The organism is Nocardiopsis sp. SBT366, assembly GCF_001083815.1.
Taxonomy (GTDB): Bacteria; Actinomycetota; Actinomycetes; order Streptosporangiales; family Streptosporangiaceae; genus Nocardiopsis; species Nocardiopsis prasina.
On record NZ_LAVM01000059.1, the window covers coordinates 1 to 16,841 of the forward strand.

General features: G+C 71.6%; 16 protein-coding genes. 7 read left to right on the forward strand and 9 right to left on the reverse strand.

Features of this window, described 5'->3' with window-relative positions; translation table 11 throughout:
• Positions 1-446: 446 nt before the first annotated feature.
• A complete protein-coding gene (locus tag ADX84_RS17770) occupies positions 447-941 on the forward strand; it encodes a DUF3145 domain-containing protein (protein ID WP_049576006.1) in 495 nt (164 codons plus the stop codon).
• Positions 942-1,302: 361 nt separating this feature from the next.
• Here the strand turns inward: ADX84_RS17770 and ADX84_RS17775 are convergent, their stop codons facing one another.
• From ADX84_RS17775 to ADX84_RS17790, 4 genes are all read right to left on the reverse strand, one after another.
• Positions 1,303-1,758, reverse strand: coding sequence for a DUF1707 domain-containing protein (locus ADX84_RS17775; protein WP_049576010.1), 456 nt, complete (start codon positions 1,756-1,758; stop codon positions 1,303-1,305).
• Between the two features lie 124 nt (positions 1,759-1,882).
• Entirely contained in the window at positions 1,883-2,671 is a 789-nt protein-coding gene (locus ADX84_RS17780) for an inositol monophosphatase family protein (protein WP_049576013.1), read from the reverse strand.
• Entirely contained in the window at positions 2,668-3,729 is a 1,062-nt protein-coding gene (locus ADX84_RS17785; protein ID WP_049576017.1) for an ATP-grasp domain-containing protein, read from the reverse strand. The genes ADX84_RS17780 and ADX84_RS17785 overlap by 4 nt, the downstream gene beginning before the upstream one ends.
• A gap of 251 nt (positions 3,730-3,980) precedes the next feature.
• Positions 3,981-4,511: a YbhB/YbcL family Raf kinase inhibitor-like protein gene (locus tag ADX84_RS17790; RefSeq protein ID WP_049576021.1), complete on the reverse strand. Its 531-nt coding sequence runs from the start codon at positions 4,509-4,511 to the stop codon at positions 3,981-3,983.
• A 181-nt stretch (positions 4,512-4,692) separates the two neighbouring features.
• On the opposite strand from ADX84_RS17790, the gene ADX84_RS17795 reads away from it, so the two are divergent.
• On the forward strand, positions 4,693-5,658 hold the full coding sequence (locus ADX84_RS17795) for an LLM class F420-dependent oxidoreductase (protein WP_049576027.1): 966 nt from the start codon (positions 4,693-4,695) through the stop codon (positions 5,656-5,658).
• Between the two features lie 102 nt (positions 5,659-5,760).
• Here ADX84_RS17795 and ADX84_RS17800 read toward each other — a convergent pair whose 3' ends face one another.
• Together ADX84_RS17800 and ADX84_RS17805 are read right to left on the reverse strand one after the other, a co-directional pair.
• Positions 5,761-7,011 (reverse strand): CdaR family transcriptional regulator, encoded by a 1,251-nt coding sequence (locus ADX84_RS17800; RefSeq protein ID WP_049576030.1) that lies wholly within the window; start codon positions 7,009-7,011, stop codon positions 5,761-5,763.
• A gap of 332 nt (positions 7,012-7,343) precedes the next feature.
• Positions 7,344-8,969 carry a bifunctional aspartate transaminase/aspartate 4-decarboxylase gene (locus tag ADX84_RS17805; protein ID WP_049576033.1) on the reverse strand — a complete coding sequence of 542 codons (1,626 nt, stop codon included), beginning with the start codon at positions 8,967-8,969 and terminating at the stop codon, positions 7,344-7,346.
• 266 nt (positions 8,970-9,235) lie between these two features.
• On the opposite strand from ADX84_RS17805, the gene ADX84_RS17810 reads away from it, so the two are divergent.
• The 3 genes from ADX84_RS17810 (at position 9,236) to ADX84_RS17820 (ending at position 11,327) form a co-directional block, all read left to right on the forward strand.
• Positions 9,236-9,742, forward strand: coding sequence for a hypothetical protein (locus ADX84_RS17810; RefSeq protein ID WP_049576036.1), 507 nt, complete (start codon positions 9,236-9,238; stop codon positions 9,740-9,742).
• 168 nt (positions 9,743-9,910) lie between these two features.
• Positions 9,911-10,234 carry a putative quinol monooxygenase gene (locus ADX84_RS17815; RefSeq protein ID WP_049576040.1) on the forward strand — a complete coding sequence of 108 codons (324 nt, stop codon included), beginning with the start codon at positions 9,911-9,913 and terminating at the stop codon, positions 10,232-10,234.
• Positions 10,235-10,277: 43 nt separating this feature from the next.
• Positions 10,278-11,327 (forward strand): aldo/keto reductase, encoded by a 1,050-nt coding sequence (locus tag ADX84_RS17820; RefSeq protein ID WP_049576044.1) that lies wholly within the window; start codon positions 10,278-10,280, stop codon positions 11,325-11,327.
• 50 nt (positions 11,328-11,377) lie between these two features.
• Here ADX84_RS17820 and ADX84_RS17825 read toward each other — a convergent pair whose 3' ends face one another.
• Entirely contained in the window at positions 11,378-11,575 is a 198-nt protein-coding gene (locus ADX84_RS17825; protein WP_049576048.1) for a hypothetical protein, read from the reverse strand.
• A 56-nt stretch (positions 11,576-11,631) separates the two neighbouring features.
• Positions 11,632-12,846 carry an acyl-CoA dehydrogenase family protein gene (locus ADX84_RS17830; RefSeq protein ID WP_049576051.1) on the reverse strand — a complete coding sequence of 405 codons (1,215 nt, stop codon included), beginning with the start codon at positions 12,844-12,846 and terminating at the stop codon, positions 11,632-11,634.
• 271 nt (positions 12,847-13,117) lie between these two features.
• Between ADX84_RS17830 and ADX84_RS17835 the strand changes: the two genes are divergently transcribed.
• Complete coding sequence (locus tag ADX84_RS17835; RefSeq protein ID WP_049576056.1) at positions 13,118-14,932, forward strand: long-chain fatty acid--CoA ligase; 1,815 nt, start codon at positions 13,118-13,120, stop codon at positions 14,930-14,932.
• Between the two features lie 69 nt (positions 14,933-15,001).
• Here the strand turns inward: ADX84_RS17835 and ADX84_RS17840 are convergent, their stop codons facing one another.
• Complete coding sequence (locus tag ADX84_RS17840; RefSeq protein WP_049576060.1) at positions 15,002-15,850, reverse strand: LLM class F420-dependent oxidoreductase; 849 nt, start codon at positions 15,848-15,850, stop codon at positions 15,002-15,004.
• 185 nt (positions 15,851-16,035) lie between these two features.
• Between ADX84_RS17840 and ADX84_RS17845 the strand changes: the two genes are divergently transcribed.
• Positions 16,036-16,836, forward strand: a complete 801-nt coding sequence (locus ADX84_RS17845; protein ID WP_049576064.1) for a hypothetical protein — start codon at positions 16,036-16,038, stop codon at positions 16,834-16,836.
• The last annotated feature ends 5 nt before the right edge of the window (positions 16,837-16,841 follow it).

Below are 16,841 nucleotides of genomic sequence, written 5' to 3' on the forward strand. Positions count from 1 at the left end.
GGATGCGCAGCATCGCGTTGGCGTCGGTCGCCGTGCCCACGGTGGAGCGCGGGTCGGCGCCCAGGCGCTCCTGGTCCACGATGATGGCGGTGGTCAACCCGTCGAGGACGTCCACGTGTGGCCGGAACCGGCAAGGAAGTGGTAGAAACATACCCTGAACAGTGCTGATGGGCGTTTCTGTCGTGGGCTTCCGGAGAGTGGATGCCCTCTCGAGTCTGGTCTGGCACATCCGCCCCCACTATGATCGGACTCCCTGTCGCCGCTTGGGGCACACGCTAATCACTGGGTGCCACGGGCGCGGTGGGAACGCTGGAAAATACCAGCGTGCGAGATGGTTCTCAGGGTGCCATTGGGGCACAATGGGGCAAAAGGCATTCAGGCGGGTATGCAACCTTCTCGAGTACGAGGGCGTCGGGGAAGCGCACTCGTTCGTATCAGGAGGTTCGGTGTCCGCACGTGGCGTCTTGTACGTCCACTCCGCGCCGGCGGCGCTGTGCCCACATGTCGAGTGGGCGGTCGCGGGCGTTGTTGGAGTACCCGTCAAACTCGACTGGGTCGCCCAGCCAGCGGCCCCCGGCAATCACCGTGCCGAGCTCAACTGGCAGGGGAAGCCGGGGACCTCGGCGGCGGTGGCCTCCGCGCTCAATGAATGGCAGCGCCTGCGCTTCGAGGTGACCGAGGATGGGTCGCCCGGCTGCGATGGCGTGCGCTACAGCTACACGCCCTCCCTCGGCGTGTTCACCGCCGTCACGAGCGCCGCCGGTGAGGTACTCGTTCCCGAGGGCAGGTTGCGCGCCGCCATGGCCACGGCCGCCGCCGAGGGCACCGAGCTCGCCGCCGAACTCGACCGGCTCACCGGCCGTGCCTGGGACGAGGAACTCGAACCCTTCCGCTACGCGGGCGACGGCGCCCCCGTGCGCTGGCTGCACGCGGTCGGCTGACCTTCTCCGGGCAGCGCCATGCGGGCGCGGGCGCGAGTCCCCCGATATGTCGAGTATCGCCCTCCGGCCCCGGACGACACCAGTCAGACGACGCACACCTGTGGACAACCCGGTGCCCTGCTCGCGCACCGTCCGCACCGTGCCCCGGGTCCGTTGCGGCCCTGAGGTCTGGCGCCGGTCCAGGAGCGCGACCCACCGAGGGCCTCACCATGGCCAGGACCGACCCTGGCTGAACGGGTGGCCGGTACTCGAGTGGACCCGACGGGAGCCGCCAGCGTGCCAGCCGGGCCGACCCCGATGCTGAGGACCGGCACTGGCCCCCTGGGCGGGCCCACCCGGGGCCGTCAGCGCGCTCGCGGGTTCAGGGAGGGTTCTCCTCGCTGGGCCAGATCGCGGAGGCCAGCAGCACCGCGGCCCAGATCCCCAGGGGGACCAGAGGCCAGTACGGAACGAGTTCGCCGCCGAGCAGGCTCGCCACACCCCAGACGCCGGTCAGCGCCCCGGCCACACCCAGCCACCAGCGCCACTCCTCGCCCCACTCCTCCCAGGGCACCAGCACTCCGGCCGGTTCGGGGGAGGGGCGTGACTCACGATGGAACCTGGGCTGCGGCACCGGGAGTTCGGGTTCGGGAAGGTCCGCGGTGAGAGAGCGCAGCTCACCCACCATGACCGAGCACAGGGCCGCACCCACACGGCGCTCGTACTCCTCGTGGTCCAGACGGCCCTCGGAGAACGCCACCGCGAGGCGGTCGACCGTCAGGTCCCGCTCGGTGTCCGAGGCGCGCATCTGGTTCAGCGGCAGACGTTGGGCCTCCACTTCCCACCCCCAAAGGCGCGTTGGTTCCCACACGATACGCGCCGTGTTCGGCGCGCGAAAGGGCCCCGGGTCACCAGTTCGGACGGCTTGCGAACCACCCCCGAAGGGGTGGTTTCACTGCAGGTCAAAGCGCTAACCAACGGGACACCGCACGACACGTGGACGGATCGGCGGCGCCCACCAGACCGGTGTGCTCGAAGGCCCCCCGGTAGGTGAACCCGGAGCCGTCCAGACGGGTCAGCAGACCCCCCGTCTCGGCCAGTACCAGACCGGGCGCGGCCACGTCCCAGTCGCGGACCGGAACGTCCTTCACGAACAGCTGGGCGTCGCCCTCGGCGATCCGGCAGAGCTTCAGCGCGATGCTCCCGCTCTCGAGGTACCCGTCGTAGCCGAAGCGGTCGTACACGCGCCGGGCGACGCCCGAGGGCTCGGGGGTGTTGTCGGTGAGCACCCCCCGGCCTGGAGGGGCGGGGAGCTGCTGGGGGAGCGCCCTTCCGTCGCATCGGGCGCCCCGCCCGCGCACGGCCGTGTAGAGGGTGCCCCTCTCGGGTGCGAAGACGGCCGCCACCTCGGGGTGATCCCCGACGACCAGCGCGGCCTGGGTCACGTACCCGTCGAATCCGTGCGCGTAGCTGGCGGTGCCGTCGATGGGGTCGATCAGCCAGTACCGGGGCGGTCGCTCCCGGGTGAGCGAGTCCGGGTCCTCCTCGCTCACCACCGGGATGCTGGCGTCGATACCGGTGAGCCTTCGGGAGAGCGCCTGGTGCGCCCTCGCGTCGGCCTCGGCCTTGAACTGGCTTCCCTCCCACACCCCGTCGCGCGCGGTCGGGTCCGAACGCCACGTGCGCAGCAGCCCGCCGACCTCCTCCACCGCGTTCGCCATCGCCTCGGACAGCTCGTGCCGACTGCTCATCGGGCCCGCGCGGGGAAGGTGGCGGAACGTTCGCCGGTGCTCACCGCTCCGGGCAGGGAGAAACCCCCGCCGCTCGCGGTCGGTGTCGGCGCTGGGGAGATCCCGTGGGAGGCGAACCGCTCCTCGGACATGAACTCGTCGGTCCAGTGCCGCACCATGGCCACCCCCTCGCGCCACTCGTCGGTGAGCCGGGGACCGTCGCACACGGCCTGGCGGAGCAACCCGGTGATCTCGTCGACCCCGGCGGCCACGGTGAGCGCCGCCGTGGAGGAGAAGCGGGGGTTGATCTCGAAGACCCTGGGCCGTCCCTCGTCGTCCAGGCACAGCTGGACGTTGAACGGCCCGTCCGCGCGCAGGGCGTTCTGGACCGCCCGGCATGTGCGGACGACCTCCGGGTGGCGCCGCGTGACCGCGTACTTGGTGACCCCCTGCTTGAGGAGGACCTCCTTGGGCACCACGGCCTGCACGTCGCCGTCGCGCCACACCACGACGGACACGGTGTACTCGGGGCCGGTGACGCGTTCCTGCACGATCAGGTCGTCGGCCGCGTAGCCGCTCTCCGAGACCACGCGGGCCATGTCGCGGGCTGAGTCGACCACCATCACGCCCCGGCTGCCCCGGCCGCTGCGGGGTTTGACGATCAGCCCGCCCGGAGACCGGTCGGCGGCGTCGGTGGGCCACTCCGAGGCGAGCCAGGTGCGGGGCACGCCGATCCCCGCGTCCTCCAGCTGCCGCATGAGGGCGTACTTGTCCAGACAGGTGGTGACGAACTCCAGGCGGGGCAACAGGACCGCCACACCGTCCTTGGCCAGGTCGATCACCCGGACCAGCTCCTCGTCCACCAGCGGAACCACGGCGGCGGCGCCCTCCTCGGCGCACAGGGAACGCATCCGGGGCAGGAAGGCCTCGCTGTCGCCCGGCGGCACAAGGCAGCCGCGGTCGGCGAGGTACAGGCCGGGCGCGGCCGGGTCCAGGTCGGTGGCCACCACCCGGAATCCGTTCTCACGCAGGCGCAGGATGGTTCCGGGTGTGGAGGCGGAGCCCGCCGTCGTCACCACGACGGTCGGTTTCCTCGAAGTCTGCTGTGGCACCGGCTGAACCCTTCCGAGCGAGATTCGAGTGGGCCGAGGGGCTGGGCCCGAGCCTAGACGGGGGAGTGCCCCCTCGGCTCGGGATTGGCCGGATGCGGTTGCCAGGACAACCGAACGGGCCTCTCGCGCGTGTACTCACCGGCCCCGGGAGGAAGGGCAGAGGGCGGGTGACGCGCTCGGTGCGTCACCCGCCCTCCGGCGGCGGGGGTCGAGACCCCCTAGTCCTGCTCGTACGTGGGTGTGAGGACCGCGCGGCCGATCGCGTGCGAGAACAGGTTGAAGCCGAGGAAGGCCGGGCTCGCGGAGGCGTCGATGCCCAGGCTCGGGACGTCCACGGCGTGCACCACGAACATGTACCGGTGCGGGCCGTGCCCGGCGGGCGGGGCCGCACCGATGTAGCGGTGGCTCCCGGCGTCGTTGCGCAGGGTGATCGCCTGTTCCGGCAGACCGGAACCGTTTCCCGCGTCAGCCGCCAACTCGGTCACCTCGACGGGGATGTCGCAGACCGACCAGTGCCAGAAGCCGCTGGCGGTCGGAGCGTCCGGGTCGAAGCAGGTCACGGCAAAACTCCGGGTCCCCTCGGGGAACCCGCTCCAGGACAGGTGCGGGGAGACGTCCTCGCCCCCGGCACCCATGATCCCGCTGACCTGCGCCAAGGACAGGACCTGGCCGTCCTTGACGTCGTCGCTGGTGACGGTGAACGCGTCGACGTCGGGCAGGAAGTCGTAGGGAGAGGGTGGCTTGGCCACGGGGATGGCCTCCTTCGTTCTCGGGGTCTTCCGTTCCGGCCCGCCCCCCGGGCGGGCCCTGCACCGAACATACGCCCCGACGGGCGGGGTGCGGTCTTCTGTGCGGCCCTCGGCGAAGGGTACGGTCGTGCCACACCGGACCGAACCCGGTTCGGTCCGCCCACCGACCCATGGAGCCACCATGACCGAACGCTGGGGCATCACCGTTCCCTTCGAGGGCGTCCCCCTGACCGACCAGCGCTCACTGTTCGAGGCCCTGCCCGACCTCGGTTACACCGACGTGTGGTCGTCCGAGGCCAACGCCACCGACGCGTTCACCCCGCTGGCCCTGGCCAGCGTGTGGGCGCCGAGCCTGCGACTGGGCACCGCGATCGTGCCCGTCTACACGCGCGGCCCCGCCACCCTGGCCATGAGCGCCGCCACCATGGCCGCCGCCGCACCCGGCCGGTTCGTGCTGGGGGTGGGCACCTCCTCGAACGTGATCGTGGAGCGCTGGAACTCCCTCCCCTTCGAGGAGCCCTACAAGAGGGTCCGCGACACCGTGCGCTTCCTGCGCCAGGCACTGACCGGTGAGAAGGTCAGGGCCGACTACGACACCTTCTCCGTGCGGGGGTTCACCCTCGGCGCCGTCCCCGAGCGGGTGCCGCCCGTCCTGGTGGCCGCGCTGCGCCCGGGCATGCTGCGTCTGGCCGGGCGGGAGGCCGACGGCGCCATCCTCAACTGGCTGTCCGCCGAGGACGTGCGGACGGTCGCGCCGATCGTGCGGGAGTTCGGTGACGACAAGGAGATCGTGGCGCGGATCTTCGCCGTGCCCGACACCGACCCCGACACCGCGCGGGGGATCGGCCGGTGGGCGATCTCGGCGTACCTGAACGTCCCCGTGTACCGGGCCTTCCACGAGTGGCTGGGCCGGGAGGAGCTCGGCCCTATGTGGAAGGCGTGGGAGGAGGGGGACCGCAAGGGCGCACTCGCCGCGATCCCGGACTCGGTGGTGGACGAACTCGTCGTGCACGGACCGGCCGAGCACTGCCGTGAACGGATCGGCGCCTACGTCGAAGCGGGCGTGGACACCCCGGTGATCGCACCGATCGGCCCGCCCGGCACTGACCCGGCGGCGGTGGTCAGGGCACTGGCTCCCCGGGGCTGACCCGCCCGAGACCCGGGCAGGCCCGCTGTCAGGCCCCGGAGGGGGCTCCCAGGATGTTCCCCGCGCACCACCGCGCGGGGAACATCCCGACTGTTCGGTATGTCACCGGTCCCGCTCCAGGGGACCCAACAGCCTGCGCGCCCGCAGTACCAGCTCCAACTCGAAGCGCGCGCCGGGTTCCCGCAGCCTGGTGCCGAACAGCTCCTCCAGCTGCCGCATCCGATACCGCACGGTCTGCGGATGGACGCGCAACCGTTCCGCCGCCTCGTTGGCGTTGAACCCCGATTCCAACCACGCGAGCAGGGTGTCGGCCATCCGCTCCCGCTGCTGCTCCCGCATACCAGCCAGTGGGGCCAACCGCACCCGGGCCAGCTCCGCGACCAGCGCCGTGTCCCGTGACAGCAGGAGTGCTGGCAGGTGATCGCTCCACCGCAGCACTCCCTGCCCCGACACCACCCCGGCCCGCGCCAGCTCGGCCAACTCGCGCGCTCTCGACAAGGACGCCGGGGCCTCGGCCAGGGGCACGGGCGGTCCCAGCACCGCGCGGTAGCCCCGAAGCGACCGCTCCAACGACCTCAACCTGCCCGGGCCCTGCGGGTCGGGCACCAGCGCGCACGGCTCCAGACGGTCCAGGTCCACCAGCACGTCCGAGGGCAGGGCCGGGTCGCCCCCCGACCCCTCCTGGTAAAGCAGGGCCACGGCCACCCGCTCGGGCACGCGCCACCGCGCCGCCCGAGCCAGGGAGGAGACCGTTCGCGCCTCCGGCTCCGTCCCGGACTCGGCCAACAGCACTTCCAGCAGCCTGGAGCGGCGCCGTCGCAGTGCCTCCACCCCGGCGCCCCGCACCTGGGCGTGCCCCTCGGCCGCGGCCGAGGAGATCTCCTCCTGGAACGCGAAGAGCGCCTCGCCGAGCGCGGCCATCTGGTCCCGGTCGATCGAGTCGGCCTCGGCCAACCGACGCCACGCCACGGCGGCCGACGTGCGCATACCGGTGTGCAGGCACTCCAGGCCGCGTCCCTGCCGGGCCTCACCCGCCCCGAACGCGCGGAAGGTCCGCTCGATGGCGCCGGTGCGCTCGGCCGCGGTGGGGTCCTCGCCGTCTCCGGGGCGTGGGGCCTGCCCGCCCTCCTCGATCCGGTCCAGGAAGGCGTGCACGGCGGCCCCGATCACCGCCCGGACTGATTCCACGTGTGGGGGTTCCAACGCCTGGGCGTGGGCCTCGGCCCGTCGCCGGATGGCCTCCACGGCCTCCTCGGTCAGGTGCGGCACCAGGGGGCGGAGCCTGGCTCCCAGGGCCGGGGGAAGGCCCGCGACGAGGGTGCCGCGGGCACCGTCCCGTAGTCGGTACGACATGTCACCTCCGGCGCGGGCGCACGGCGGTGCGGCTCCGCACGCGCCCCGTGCGCGCTCCGAACCGCTGGTGGCACGCCCGCGCGTGCTCTGTGCGCCAGTGGATACCGTGATGCCGGTCAACCTCCTCCATATGACCAGAGGCCGTCCGGGGGGACAAGACCCGGTCCTTGCGAGGGGCGGGTCCCCTCAGGCGGACCCGGCGCCGTCGGGCCCAGTCAGCCCGGACGATCTCGCCGCCGTGTGGCCCCACCACCGTCAGTAGGTCGCCCTCCCGGGCCGTGGTGGAATCGGGCGCCGCATGTCCCGGTCTCCCCGCCGCGGTTCTCGGTGTCTCAGGTGCGGTCGGTGGCCTCGGTGTACCTCCGGTGGTACTCCTCACCGATCTCCCTCAGGACGCGGCCGATCCGCTCGTAGGCCTCGTGGTCGAGATTGGCGAGGCTGATCCGCACGGACCACTCCGGGCCGTCGAAGCCGCCGCCGTTGAGCAGCACCACCCCGTCCTCCCGGGCCAGGCGCAGGACCGGGTCCACCGGTTCGTGGTTCGAGCGCGTCCATTCGGCGAACTCGGCGCCCCAGTGGCGTTCGGCCCAGGACAGCAGGTCGAGTTCGACGTAGTAGCCCGCGCGACGTGTGTCGGTGGGCAGGGGCACGCCCAGCCCCTCGGACAGCGCGGCGAGCCGCCGGTCCAGCACGCTCATGACCGGTGCGTGGTACTCCTCGTCGGCGTGGGTGAGGGCGAAGAGGGCGAACAGCGCCATCTGCACCTGTTGGGGCGTGGACAGTCCGGCGGTGTGGTTCAGCGCCACGGACCGACTGTCGGCCACCATGCGGTCGATGAACCGCATCCCCGGCACGTCCAGCGACAACGAGGCGTAGCGCCGACGGACCGCCTCGGTGTCCTCCCCGTCCAAACGGGCGATCAGGTCGTCCACGACGTTGTCCGGTTGGAGGGCCACCACCCCCAGCCGCCAGCCGGTCGCACCGAAGTACTTCGAGAACGAGTACACGCCGAGGGTGTTGCGCGGGCACACCTCCATCAGAGAGGTGAAGCCGCGCACGAACGTGCCGTACACGTCGTCCGTGACGATCACCAGGTCGCGGTTGCGCCGCTCCACGATGTCGCGAACGCGTTCCAGGGAGTGCTCGGACAACGCCACCGAGGGCGGGTTGCTCGGGTTGACCAGGCACACCAGGCGCACCGAGGGGTCGGCCAGCTTCTCCAGCTCGGCGTCCTCGTAGTCCCAAGTGTGGAAGTCGCTCTCGGTGCCCCGCGAGGCGCTGACCTCCACGACGTCGAAGTCGTAGCGGTCCAGGCGGGGGATCTCCAGGTAGGGGGCGAAGATCGGTGTCATCAGCGCGATCCTGTCGCCCCGGCGCAGGACACGGTTCGCCTGGAGGGAGTCGAAGACGTAGCACATGGCCGCGGTGCCGCCCTCGACCGCGAACAGGTCGTAGGGGGTCTCGGGGGCGTGGTCGCCCATCGCCCGGACCAGGTACTCGTGCACCGACTCGGCCACGAACGGCAGGATGCGGTCGGGCACGGGGTAGTTGTCACCGATGACGCCGTCGACCAGTTCGTGCAGGACCTCGTCGCGGCGGTGCGGTTCCACCCGGTTGAGGACGCGGCGGAGCAGGTCGGCTCCGGGCTCGCCCGCGTTCTGGTCGAGGAACAGGGAGAAGCGCTCGCCGACGCCCTCGGAGGCGGGCATCCCCGCGACGGCGGGCCACTCGTTCCAGGTGCGGCGGGACTCCAGGACGGCGAACCTGCCGAGCAGGAAGAACGCCTCACGGGGCGGGGCGGCGGTCCAGTTCGGGTTCCCGCGTCCGGCGTTGAGCATGGCGTGGGCGCTCTTGCGCGAGGAGTCCCCCGCCAGGTCCATCAGATGTTCCCTGAGCTCGAAGGGGCTCAGCCGCTCCAGTCCGCGTTGGGCCGCGCGGTCGTCGTCGAGGTTGGTCATCGGACCCTTCCGGTAGGTCGCCCGGTGTGACGCGCGTCTTCGTGGAGTGCGCGCCCGAGGGGTGCCCCGGGCCGGGTCAAGCCGAACCGAACCCGGACCCATGCTTTGCCTGGTCAGAGGTGTGCCGGAGGGCCAAAGGCGGACACACGTAGTCATCGATCAGGTGAATGCGGTAACAATGGTGCGTCCCGGATACACCGACGGTGCTCACCCTCACCGAAACCCGCCGTCGGCCGTCCCAGTCCGTTCACGGAAGGCGACCCCCCATGCGACGCACCCTGCTGTGTGCTGCCCTGCCCCTGTTCCTCGCGCTCACCGCCTGCTCGGGAGGGGACGAAGCCCCCGCCGAGGAGACCGCGGAGGAGGCGGCGGGCGCCCAGGGCGGTTCCGAACCCAGCGAGGAGGACGCCGCCGAGGCCACCGAGGCCGCCCGCACCGTGGCGGAGGGGTTCGTGGCCGCGCTCGTGGTCGACGACGGCGAGCTGGCCTGCACCTTCGCCGACGAGAGCGCCCAGGCGGCGATCATCGGCGAGGGCGAGGACGGACAGGACTGCGTGGAGGCCTTCCCCGCCTACGCCGCGGGGCTGCCCGACGCGGACGGCATCGAGGTCGGCGAGGTCACCGTGAGCACCGACCTGAACGGGGACACCCTGGTCGCCAGCGTCGAGATGGTCCACGCGGAGGAGACCCTGGGCTCCCTGGAGGTGCGTGAGGTCTCCCCCGACGAGTGGCGCGCCACCCGCCTGCCCGGCACCACCCTCGGCGGCGCATAGCGCACCCCCGGCGCCCCGTGCGGTGTCGGCCACGGGCCGGGGTGAGGGGACGAACACCCCTTGTGCCCGGGCCGTCGAGGCCCCGACCCTCCGGGCTCTGGGAGAGTGGTCGACCAAGGGGCGAGGCACGACCGCGCGCCCCGTGGCACACATCGAAGGAGATGCGGGATGATCCTGATCGTCGTCAAGTTCCGGACCAAGCCGGAGGCCGTGGACGGCTTCCTCGACGCGGTCGCCGACTTCACCGCGGCCACCCGCGCCGAGCCCGGCAACCTGTGGTTCGAGTGGTCCCGCAGCGTCGAGCGCGACAACGTGTTCGTGCTCATCGAGGCGTTCAAGGACGGTGCCGCCGAGGCCCACGTCAACAGCGACCACTTCCGTGCCGGGCTGGCCTCGATGAAGCCGCTGTTGAAGGAGACCCCGCTGATCGTCAGCCGCGTGGTCGACGGCGAGGGCTGGGACCGGATGGGCGAGCTCACGATCGACGAGTAACGGCGGCACGGGCACATCGGCTGGACGGAAGGGGAACGGAAGTTTGGGCACGTACGTGGCGGACGACGACCGGTACGACTCTCTGGAGTACCGGACCTGCGGCAGGAGCGGGCTGAACCTGCCGAGACTGTCACTGGGACTGTGGCAGAACTTCGGTGACGACCGGGACCTGGAGGGGCAGCGCCGCATCCTGTGCCGCGCCTTCGACCTCGGGGTCTTCCACTTCGACCTGGCCAACAACTACGGTCCGCCGCCGGGCAGCGCCGAGGTCAACCTCGGCCGCGCCCTGGCGAAGGACCTCGGTCCCTACCGCGACGAGTTGGTGATCACCACCAAGGCCGGGTGGGTGATGGGGCCGGGGCCGCACCAGCGGGGCGGTTCACGCAAGTACCTGCTGTCCTCGCTGGACCGCTCTCTGGCCCGGATGGGCCTGGACTACGTGGACGTCTTCTACAGCCACCGGCCGGACCCGGACACCCCGCTGGAGGAGACCATGCTGGCCCTCCACCACGCGGTGGTGTCCGGGCGGGCCCTGTACGCGGGGATCTCCTCCTACGGGCCGTCGCTGACCCGGCGCGCGGCGGCGATCATGCGCGACCTCGGTACGCCGCTGGTCGTCCACCAGCCCTCGTACTCGATGCTCAACCGCTGGGTCGAGGACGGCCTTCTGGAGGCCGCCGCGGACGAGGGCATGGGCGTGGTCGCCTTCTCACCCCTGGCCCAGGGGCTGCTCACCTCCCGGTACCTGGGTGGTGAGGTGCCCTCGGACTCCCGGGCGGGTGTGGGGCGGCCCAGTTGGCGGGAGAACATGCTCACCGAGGAGGTACTCGGCCGGGCCCGGGCGCTCAACCAGATCGCCGCCGAGCGCGGTCAGACTCTCGCTCAGATGGCGATCTCCTGGGTCCTGCGGGACCAGGGGCCGCGCACCGTCACCACGGCGCTGGTCGGCGCCTCGAGCGTGGAGCAGCTGGAACAGAACCTCCGTGCGGTGGACAACACGGACTTCTCCGCTGAGGAACTACGCGACATCGACCGCTGGGCGGTCGACTCCGACGTCAACATCTGGTGGGGCGCCACCGCCTCCAAGGAGTAGCTCCCCACCGGATCGGTGCCCCGAGGCGTACGGGGCCGGGGATCCGGGGCCTACCGGTCCTCTCCGGTCCGGCCCCGGTCCTCGTCCTCATCGGTCCGACCGTCGGGGACCTGGTCCCAGTAGTCGGGTGAGCGGACGGCCTTCTCCGCCTGGCGCTGGACGATCCTGAAGATCGCCAGCACCAGGAAGATGATCGCGACGGGTACGGCGATGCTGATCAGGACGCCCAGTGCGGGCCATGCGAACACCGGCCTCACCTCCTCATCCCTCAGCCTCCCCGCTCACCTGCGGGTTCACCCGTGTGTCAGCGGATCGGCAGGCCGGTGACGGTGCGGCCGATGATGAGCTTCTGGATCTCGCTGGCGCCCTCGAAGATGGTGAAGATGGAGGCGTCGCGGTGCCAGCGTTCCACCGGGTAGTCCCGCGTGTAGCCGTTGCCGCCCAGGATGCGCAGGGCGTTCTGGGTCACGAAGGTGGCCGTCTCGGAGGCGTGGAGCTTGCTCATGGAGCCCTCGGCGTTGGTGAAGTCCTTGCCGTTGCGGGCCATCCACGCGGCTCGCCACACCAGCAACCGGGCGGCGTCGATGCGGGTGGCCATGTCCGCGAGGAGGAAGGCCACTCCCTGGTTGTCGCCGATCGGCCTGCCGAACTGCTCGCGCTGGACTGAGTAGTCACGGGCGTACTCGTAGGCGGCCCGGGCGCAGCCCACCGCCATCGCGCCCACGGTGGGCCGGGTCGCCTCGAAGGTCTTCATGGCGGCCTGGCCCTTGGAGCGTTTGCCCTCCTTGGCTCGGGCGATGCGCTCGTCGAACCTGTCCTTGCCGCCGATCAGGCAGGAGCCGGGGACGCGGACGTCGTCGAGGACGACCTCGGCGGTGTGGGAGGCGCGGATGCCGTGCTTGGCGAACTTCTGGCCCTGGGAGAGGCCGGGGGTGTTGGGCGGGATGATGAACGAGGCCTGGCCGCGTGAGCCGAGTTCGGGTTCCACGGAGGCGATCACCACGTGCACGTGGGCGATGCCGCCGTTGGTGGCCCAGGTCTTGACGCCGTTGATCACCCACTCGTCCCTGGCCTGGTCGTAGACGGCGCGGGTGCGGATGGCGGAGACGTCCGAACCGGCGTCGGGCTCGGACGCGCAGAACGCGGCGAGCCTGACGTCGTCCGGAGTGCCGAACATCTGCGGGGCCCACTCGCCGATCTGCTCGGGGGTGCCGGTCGTGCTCAGCGAGGCGGCGGCCAGGCCGGTGCCCATGATGGACAGGCCGATGCCGGAGTCGCCCCAGAACAGCTCCTCGATGGTGACGGCCATGCCCAGGCCGCTCTCCTCGAAGGCCTGGGTGGCGAAGAAGTCCAGGGAGTAGAGCCCGATCCTGGCGGCCTCCTGGATGATCGGCCAGGGGGTCTCCTCCCGCTCGTCCCACTCGGCGCCCGCGGGGCGGATGACGTCCCTGGCGAATCCGTGGGCCCAGTCCCGGACGTCGCTGATCTCTTCGGGAAGCTGGAGGGAGAAGTCGGGCATGGGTGGCTCCTTGGGGGTCACGCGGGGACGCGGGGGTGGGACATCAGGGTGTTACCGGTGGTTACCCTAGTGAACATTACCCATCAGTAGCATTCGGGGCGTTGAGGGATTCGGGCGGCGGAGGTCAGCGGGTCGTCGGATCACCCCTGGTCCGGGCCGCTCCTTTCGCTGGAAAGCGCCCACGGGAAACCCTTTCCGAGGAAAGGCGGAATGCTAGGCTCGTGTGTGTTCTGGATCACAAAGTAGAGGAAGCTGCCCCCCAGGAGCACAGATGACCTCCGCCCCCGGCACCGAGGACGATCCCACGAACCGCACTCTCCCCGAACTCCTCCTGCGCAACGCGCGCGAGCACCCCGGTCTCCCCGCCCTGTCCTGGCGTGAGCCCGGCGCCACCACCTGGTCCACTCTCACCTGGGAGCAGGCCCGCGAGACCGTGTCCGCCCTCGCCGAGGGGTACGCGGCACTCGGCGTCCGACCCGGCGACCACGTCCTGCTCATGATGGGCAACCGGCCCGAACACTGGCTCTCCGACCTCGCCCTGGTCCACGCCGGGGCCGTACCCACCACCGTCTACTCCACCGCGGCCCCCGAGCAGATCGGCTACGTCTGCCGCCACAGCCGCGCCCGCCTGGCCGTGGTGGAGGACCCCGACGTCGCCGCCCACTGGGAGAAGCTCCTCGACGACCCCGGCACCGCCTTGGAGACCCTCGTGGTGCTGGACCGGCCCGACCCCGGGCGCGGCCACACCCCCTACGACGGACTGACCGACTCCGTTCCCTCGGGCGCCTTCGAGCGGTGGCGCGACCTCACACCCGACCACCTGGTCACCGTCGTCTACACCTCCGGCACCACCGGTGACCCCAAGGGGGCCGCCATCACCCACCGGCAGGTCCTCGCCCAGGCCACCGCCCTCGACGCCGCCGTCGACCTGCCCGACCACCCCAGCCACGTCTGCTACCTCCCGCTGGCCCACATCGCGGAACGGCTGCTCAGCGTCTACCTGCCGCTCGTTCGCGTCTCGCACGTGTGGATGTGCGCCGACCCCGCCGCCCTCGCCGGGGCCCTGCCCGAGATCAGACCCCCGCACTTCGTGGGGGTGCCGCGCGTGTGGGAGAAGCTCGCCACCGGCGTGCGGGCCTCCCTAGCCGCCCTGCCCGAGGAGATCCGCGCCGTCATCGACGCCGCGCGGGAGGTCGCCAGCGACTACCACGGGCGGCGGGCACGCGGAGAGGAGGTCCCCGTCGACCTGGAGGAGAGGTACCGGGACGCGTACGCCTCCGTGCTCACCCCGATCCTGGAGCGGCTGGGCCTGGACCGGCTGCGCCTGGCCTCCAGCGCCTCGGCGCCCATGCCCGTGGACGTACTGCGCTTCTGGGCCTCCCTGGGCGTGGCCGTAATGGACGTGTGGGGACTCACCGAGTCCGTGGGTGTGGCCACCCTCAACACCCCGCAGATCGGCCGCAACCGACTCGGCTCCGTGGGGCGTCCCGTCCAGGGCGTCCAGGTGCGGTTGGCCGACGACGGCGAGGTGTTCCTGCGCGGACGCTCGGTCTTCGAGGGCTACCTCCGGCCGGACGGTTCCGTCAGCCCCGCCACGGACGACGAGGGCTGGTTCGCCACCGGGGACGTGGGTCGGATCGACGAGGACGGCTTCCTGTGGATCACCGACCGCAAGAAGGAGATCATCGTGACCTCGGGAGGGAAGAACGTCCCGCCCGTCCTGGTGGAGAACACCCTCAAGGAGCACCCGCTGGTGGGCCAGGCCCTCGTTCACGGCGACGGACGCCCCTACCTGGTGGCGCTGCTCGTCCTCGACCCCGAGATGGTGGTGGCGTGGGCCCGCGAACACGGGATCGACACCGGGGGCGCGGTACCCGCCGAGCACCCGGAGGTGGTGGCGGAGGTCGAACGCGCGGTAGCGGCGGCCAACACCCGGCTCAGCCGTCCCGAACAGGTCAAGCGCCACCGTCTGCTGTCGGGGGAGTGGGGGCCGGGGACGGGTGAGCTGACTCCCTCGCTCAAGCTCCGCCGCCGCGTCGTCGAGAACCGCTACGCCGAGGAACTGGCCGCCCTCTACCGGGACTGAACCGGGATCCGCCCGGTGCGGGCCCGCGCTGGAGGGCCCCGCCCCGGGCGGCCCCCGCGCTGGGCGGCGTCAGGCGGTCAGCGCCGGGGCCAGCCGGGCGAGCGTGGCGAGCAGGCCGGACTCTCCGGGGAGCGGCTGCACCACCACGTGGTCGGCGCCGGCGTCCAGGTGCGCTCGCAGCACCGCCGCGGTCCGGTCCGCGTCGCCCTGCGCGACGAGGTCGTCGATCAGCGCGTCACTGCCGCCGTCGGCGAGGTCCAGCACCGTGTACCCCAACCGCTCCAGGTTGGCCGCGTAGTTGCGCATGCCCAGATAGAACGACATCCCCCGGCGGGCCTCCTCCCGGGTTCGCGCGGGGTCGGAGCCCAGGACCAGCTTGTGCTCGGTGGCCAGCAGCGGTCCGTCGCCGAGCACGCCGCGCGCGAACCGCGTGTGCGCCGGGGTGACCAGGTACGGGTGCGCGCCCGCCGCCCGCTCGGCGCTGAGGCCGAGCATCCTCGGGCCCAGCGCCGCCAGCACCCTGCGGTCGGCGGGTACACCACCGCGGTCCAGCACGTCCAGATAGTCCCGCATCCCCTGGAGCGGGCGGACCGCCTCCGGGCCGTTGAGCTCCCGGTGCCCGGCCCCGAGACCCAGCAGGAACCGTCCCGGGTAGGCCGACTCCAGCCGTGCGAAGGAGTCGGCGACCTCCTCGGCGGAGGACGCCCAGATGTTGACGATCCCCGTGGCCACCGCCAGCCGCGACGTCGCCGCCAGGGCCGTGGCCACCGGCTCCAGGTCGGCCGGGGCGGATCCGCCCAGCCACACGGCGCCGAATCCCAGGCGCTCGATCTCGGCGGCGACGTCCTCGTCGAGGTTCTGGTGGCTCAGCCAGACGCCGTACCTGCCCAGGTCGACCGGTGTCGCGTTCAGACCCATGGATACTCCTCGGTGAACTCGGTGATCCCCGTGCCCGTGGGGCGGTGCCGCCACCAACCTACGGCGGCGTGGCCCGGAGGTCGCGGATCGGCGCTCCGCCCGCCAGTCGGGGCCGCGACGTATCCTGCGGGGGCGGGCCCCCACCCCGGAGGCTGCTTCTCCTCTGACCCCCTGGAGACGGCGAGATGAGCGTGCACCTGTTCCCGGCCGACGACCTCGACCTGGTCGTCACGGTCCAACAGGACTACGAGAGTGACACCCCCATGGGCACCCACCACCTGACCCCGGGGGAGACCCGGACCTTCGGGCGCGGCGGCCGGGACCGGGACGTGGACATGAGGCTCGGAGCCGGAGACCGGGCCGTGCACCGGCACGCCGGGGACATCACCTCCCACGGGGACCACTGGAGGATCAGCAACCTCAGCCCCAACAAGTCCTACATCGTGGAGAACACGGAGCGGTTGGCCGGGTACGTGCAGGTCCAGCCGAACACCCACGGCATGGTGGTGCCCTTCGAGACCTCCCGGGTGCGTGTCCCGGGAGCGACGGGGGAGCACAGCTTCCTGGTGATGGCCCCGGCCGCGTGCAGCGCCGTCCTCTCCCCGGGCTCCCCGGGCACGGCCGAGGACGACTGGGCGGACTCCGCAGGGGAGCGCACCGAGGCCAACAGCTTCCGCATGGACCGGTGGCACACCTACTACCGGGTCCTGGTCGCCCTCTGCGAACCCCGGCTGCGCGGCCTCACCCCGCCGGTGCCGACCCAGAACCAGGTGGCCCAGCGCCTGGGTATCGGTACCGCGGCCGTGAACGCCCAGGTCAACTACCTTCTCAAGGACAAGTTCAAGGTCGAACTGGAGGGTGGGGGACAGGGCCAGGGCTGGCGGTCCCAGGCCCTCATCGACAAGGCCCTCCACTTCGGGGTGGTCACCGAACGCGACCTGCGGCTCCTCGACGAGGACCAGGGCGGTCCCAGGTCCCCGGCGTAGCGCGG